Here is a 5,240-nt window from a genome sequence, read left to right as displayed (position 1 = left end):
CGCGGTCATGCAGGGCATACCGATACCCGAAGCGGCTGATAAAAACCGAGACCTTAAGGAAGCGCTCGACCGGTTCGGATACACCGACCCGTCAGATGTAAAGAAAACGTTAAGGTTCGAAAAGGAGAACGTGGAACTTATGGAACATCTGGTCCGTTCAGAAGGTATAAATGCTTTGAGAATGATCACCGAAAAATACGTATTCTGAAGGTGCGAAGCGGGCGGGTTAAAGTTATCCGATATCGGCGAGTTTTATCAACTTCCTACCAGAATCCTATCAGAAGACAGGCTTAGGTTTATGAACGAATAAATAAAAATGGGGAGGTAAGAAGGCGGGACTAATAAGAGACGTGTCAAAGAAGAGAGGGTAGAAAAATAGAGATACCTTTACAGGAAGGATAAGTTTTTGGAGATGAGTACAGAAGGAGAAATGGAAAGTGAAGTAAAAAGTGAAATGAGAAGAGAAGTATAAGAATATGAGTAAGAATATGGGGAGGGGTACATGAAAACAGCGGATGATGACCTTTTAAATAAAGGATGATAACTTTTTAAATAATAATGTGTATATAAATATATGTTTGTGAAAATGCATTATGCATTAAGATGGTAGGGGATGAGGGTATGAAGCTTTTGGGTGTATTGAGCCGGGCAAGATCCAATAAAACGTTGGAGAACGATCCGAAACTCCTGAGGACCCATCCGCGTACGGAAATAATTAAGGAATTGATGAATGCTCACAAGGCATACTTTTCTGTTCAAGATGGAAACGTATCGGAGGAAGATCTGAAAGAATCTTTGGAGAAGTTTCTGTTAGAAGCGGTTATTGCCGGGTACACCAGGGAAGTCAAATCGATACTGAAGGTATTCAAAGGATTGGGATGGGAGGTCAACTACAGAATAAAGGATCGTGTCTCTATCGACTGTCCGGAAAGAGTGTTTGCACCGGGCACACCGATCCTCAACATAGCCATCCTTCTGAAAAGAAAACGGATCGCCAAACTGATGGTCAAACACGGTGCAGATGTGAACCTTGCGGACCATAACGGAGAAACACCGCTCATGCTCGCGTTAGAGAAGGGAATGTTCGACCTGGCACGGTACCTGGTTGAGAAAGGTGCGGACGTCAACGCCAGGGACCATGTGTTCGGTTGGACACCCCTCTTCTACGCGCTGAAGAATATCGAGTTCGTCGAATTTCTTGTAAGACACGGAGCGGATATCAACGCAAAAGACAAAGCCGGTTTAACCGTACTGATGTACGCCGTTGACAGAGATGATATCAAACTCGTAAGAAAGGCGGTCGAACTCGGTGCCAATCCGTACGTGAAAGATGACCGGGGACGTTCACTACTGTTCTATACCTGTGACAAAAAATGTATGGAACTGTTGGTAAGTCAGGGTCTTCGTGTCAACGAAACCGATGACAACGGATGGACGCCTCTCATGAACATGGTTCGTTATCCGCAGAACGGTCGGATCCTCAAAACCGTCCGGTATCTTCTGTCCGTCGGTGCCAACCCGCTGATCAGAAACAATGACGGCGAAAACGCTATCGACCTCTGTTACGATGATAGTGTATGCGAGCTTGTCAGAGAATATGCGGAGGTCTGGTCCAAACTCAACCTACCGCAGGAAACTGTAAAACATTTACATTTCAGAACACCGAAAGAGTTCGATAAGTTCATAAAGGAAAATTTAGAGAAAATAGAGAAAAAACAGGAGAAAGATACAAACGGGTCGTAATCAGAAACTTTTGAGGTCAGGATTCTTCGTCTAAAAACATGAACAGAGAGGTTTGTTTACTCTTTGATTTACCAGATTGGTCGGCCGTCTCCAATCTGAGTTCGAACTCCTTCATCACAGACTCTACATTCTCATCCTCCAGAGATTCAAGAGCGGTGAACTTGTCCAACGCCTCACGATGGACGGTATCGTTCTTTTCAAGTTCGGAAGCGATCTCCAACGCTCTCAGTATCACCTCTTTCGGCAAACCTGCAATCCTGGCAACATGGATACCGTAACTCTTATCTGTACCGCCGGGTTCCAATCTGTACAGGAAGACAACATCGTCCCCGTATTCCTTGACGGTCATATGATAATTTACCACTCTATCGTATTTCAGAGACAGAAGGTTCAGAAGATGGTAATGGGTGGCAAACATCGTTCTGCTCTTCAACCTTGTTGCGATGTATTCGACTATCGCCCATGCCAGAGACATCCCGTCGTACGTGGAAGTACCCCTTCCTATCTCATCCAATATGATCAACGACCTGTCTGTAGCATTGTTAAGGATGAGTGCCGTCTCGGTCATCTCCATCATGAACGTCGATTCTCCCCGCGTTATATCGTCCCGCGCTCCCACACGGGTAAATATTCTATCAACCACGCCTATCCTGGCGTACTCTGCCGGCACGAACGAACCGATCTGAGCGAGAAGGGTGATCAAAGCAACCATTCTCATGACACACGATTTACCCGCCATGTTAGGACCGGTGATTATCATAACGGTTTCTTTTTCGTCAAGTTTTACATCGTTCGGAATGAACCGGTCAACCATACGTTCGACCACCGGATGTCTTCCCTTCCGTATCTCGATGGTGTAACCCGTGTCCACAACAGGTTTTGTGTAATTGTAAAGGCCTGCAACGTACGCAAAAGAATGGTAAACATCGATCTCCGCTATCCAATGGGACAACCTACGTAACCGGTCTCCGTAATTCGAAAGCCTGTTCAACAGATTGTCGTAGATCTCGCGTTCCAAAACCTTGATCCGTTCCTCAGCATTGAGCGCCTGCGCTTCCTTTTCCTTGAGGAGCGGTGTGATAAACCGTTCCGTTGCCACCTGCGTCTGTTTACGTATGTAATCCGGAGGCACTTTGGAAGCCTGCGACTTCGGCACCTCGATAAAATAACCTATAATCCTGTTGTACCGGACACGCAACGTCTTTATACCGGTTCGTTCCCTTTCAGCAAGTTCGAGTTCGGCTAACCATTCTTTTGTCGAACCCACGATCTTACGCAGTTCATCGAGTTCGCTACTGAACCCGTCCTTGATCACGCCACCGTCCCTGAAAACTGCAGGTGCATCATCTTTTATTGCTGAATCTATCGCAGAATACAATTCATTCAACCAACCCGTATCATCGGGATATTCGAACGCGTGATGTTTATCTGGCAACCCGCTACTCTTAAGAAACGATTGTATCTCCTTTATACCCTTCACACTTTCCTTGATAGTGAGCAGGTCCTTGGGCGTTGCTATTCTCAGCATCAACCGTGTAGCCAACCTCTCTGTATCGTAGACATGTCTCAACAGGTCCCTTATCTTTTCGAGCACCAACGTGTTCTCATGAAGAACTTCCACGGCATCCAACCGTTCCTTGATCATGTCCGGTGTACGGAGCGGGTTAAGCATCCATTTCACTAACAACCTGCCACCCATCGGTGTAACCGTTTCATCGATCACTGACAACAGTGTACCGCGTTTCGAACCGTCAACAAGGTTTCTCACCAGTTCCAGGTTCCGTTGGGTGACAGCATCGATGATCATCGTGCCATCCGGCCGATAGTACGAAATCTTAGTAATAGGCAGGTCGGTTTTAAGAAGCGTCCGTTCCAGATATTCAAGCAACGCACCCGTGGAAGAAAGCGAGAGAGGTTTATCGGCAATATCGAACACGCGCACATCTTCGACGTGTAAGGTTTCCTTGATCTTGAGCGCACCGTTCACCGGGTCAAACTTATAATCTTCAAGCGGTGTAATCTTGATGTTGATCTCTTTAGCCAACGTATCCACAACCCTCTTTATCTCAGGGTAACTGTCCGGCATCGATTCCGGAATAACGAGTTCCGAAGGAGAGAACCGTTCCAACTCCGTCTCGAGCATGTCGGTGCCTGAGACGGTAGTAGTATAAAGTTCGCCTGTTGACAGGTCGCACGCGCTCACACCTATACGGACACCGTTTTTATCGCGGCTGACGGACACGGACATCAGATAATTATTTCTTTTTGACTCGAGATAATCCGGTTCAAGGATGGTGCCGGGAGTGATTACACGGACGACACCGCGTTTAACTATCCCCTTAGCTTTCTTAGGGTCTTCGAGTTGTTCGCAGATCGCCACCTTGTAACCTTTCTTGAGGAGTCGGTGCAGATAGATGTCGAGTGCGTGGTGAGGTATCCCTGCCAAAGGCGCTTTCTTCTCGCCCTTTCCCCGCGATGTGAGCACGATGTTCAGTTCGCGGGATACGACCTTAGCATCATCGTAGAAGGTCTCGTAAAAATCGCCCATTCTGAACAATAGGATACAATCAGGAAACTGCTTTTTTATGGACCAATACTGTCTCATTGCGGGTGTCACGTTATTCATAAACCCATCAACCTGTCCGACCTATCCGAAATATCATCCACAAAAAAATAACAACGCAATCGTAATATTCCTCCCCGAATTCAATTATCCTTCATTCAGTTTAAAAGAGTTTTCCTTTTTCTACTTCGTCTCCAACCTGGGGATCAATTTATAAAGAATTATTCACAAAAAGCATTTACTATGTGTTTCAATGCTTCTCAAAAAATTCGGTTCTCTCCCGTTTTATTATGTTCTATCCTCTTATCTACTAGGAAAACTGCCGTTTCGCTACCGTCTATTTCACTACCGTGAACCTACCGGTTGCGGTTATCTTGTTACCGTGCACGTCCACACCGTCGAATACTACGTTATACACGCCGCTGTTCAGACCGCTCACGTCTATACGCACGCCTCTACCGTAACCGCCCGACACGTGTATATCGCCGACCAATCGACCGGTCTCGTCATATATCCGGACGTTACCGTAAGCAGATTCTTTACCCAGTATCATGTTTACTACGCTGTTAGCAGGTGACGGATATATGTACAGTTTCGAACCCTCCGGCAACCGCGACCTCTCCTCAACGCTCAACTCCACCGCTTCGAACGGTAAACTGTAAACCGGTCCGCCGAAAACTGCTGCCCAATACTCATCTGGATTACCCTTATAAAGTACATCTATCTCGTGATAGCTTGTATCATTTAACGCGTAAAAATAGATGTAATGATCGACCGGTGGAGGATAAATATAGTAATACATCTCATCCACACGGATCCACAATGTTGATGTTGTATCGCCGTAAAAATCAGGGCCGTTTGGAGACGTGTCCACAGTGTCATACCTCTCCTCCAGTTGTGATTTTGTGCCTTTCTCACCTACAAATCGTACTAT

At 46.3% G+C, this 5,240-nt stretch carries 4 protein-coding genes; 2 read left to right on the top strand and 2 right to left on the bottom strand.

From position 1 onward, the window contains the following. A partial coding sequence (locus tag J7K41_02445) for a hypothetical protein (protein ID MCD6549546.1) occupies window positions 1–208 on the top strand: 208 nt, incomplete at its 5' end. 413 nt (window positions 209–621) lie between these two features. Next, on the top strand, window positions 622–1,743 hold the full coding sequence (locus J7K41_02440; protein ID MCD6549545.1) for an ankyrin repeat domain-containing protein: 1,122 nt from the start codon (window positions 622–624) through the stop codon (window positions 1,741–1,743). Between the two features lie 16 nt (window positions 1,744–1,759). Here J7K41_02440 and mutS read toward each other — a convergent pair whose 3' ends face one another. After that, entirely contained in the window at window positions 1,760–4,369 is a 2,610-nt protein-coding gene (mutS, locus tag J7K41_02435) for a DNA mismatch repair protein MutS (protein ID MCD6549544.1), read from the bottom strand. Between the two features lie 274 nt (window positions 4,370–4,643). Next, the coding region (locus tag J7K41_02430; GenBank protein MCD6549543.1) for a T9SS type A sorting domain-containing protein at window positions 4,644–5,240 on the bottom strand (597 nt) is incomplete at its 5' end.

Source organism: Candidatus Micrarchaeota archaeon, assembly GCA_021163225.1.
Taxonomy (GTDB): Archaea; Micrarchaeota; Micrarchaeia; order Anstonellales; family JAGGXE01; genus JAGGXE01.
The sequence above is the reverse complement of the archived record's forward strand: the minus strand, read 5'-3'. Positions and strand labels throughout refer to the sequence as shown.

Bases quoted from the DNA above. Each gene is read 5' to 3' on its own strand.
- J7K41_02440 (MCD6549545.1), top strand. From the start codon at position 622: ATGAAGCTTTTGGGTGTATTGAGCCGGGCAAGATCCAATAAAACGTTG.
- mutS (MCD6549544.1), bottom strand. From the start codon at position 4,369: ATGAATAACGTGACACCCGCAATGAGACAGTATTGGTCCATAAAAAAG.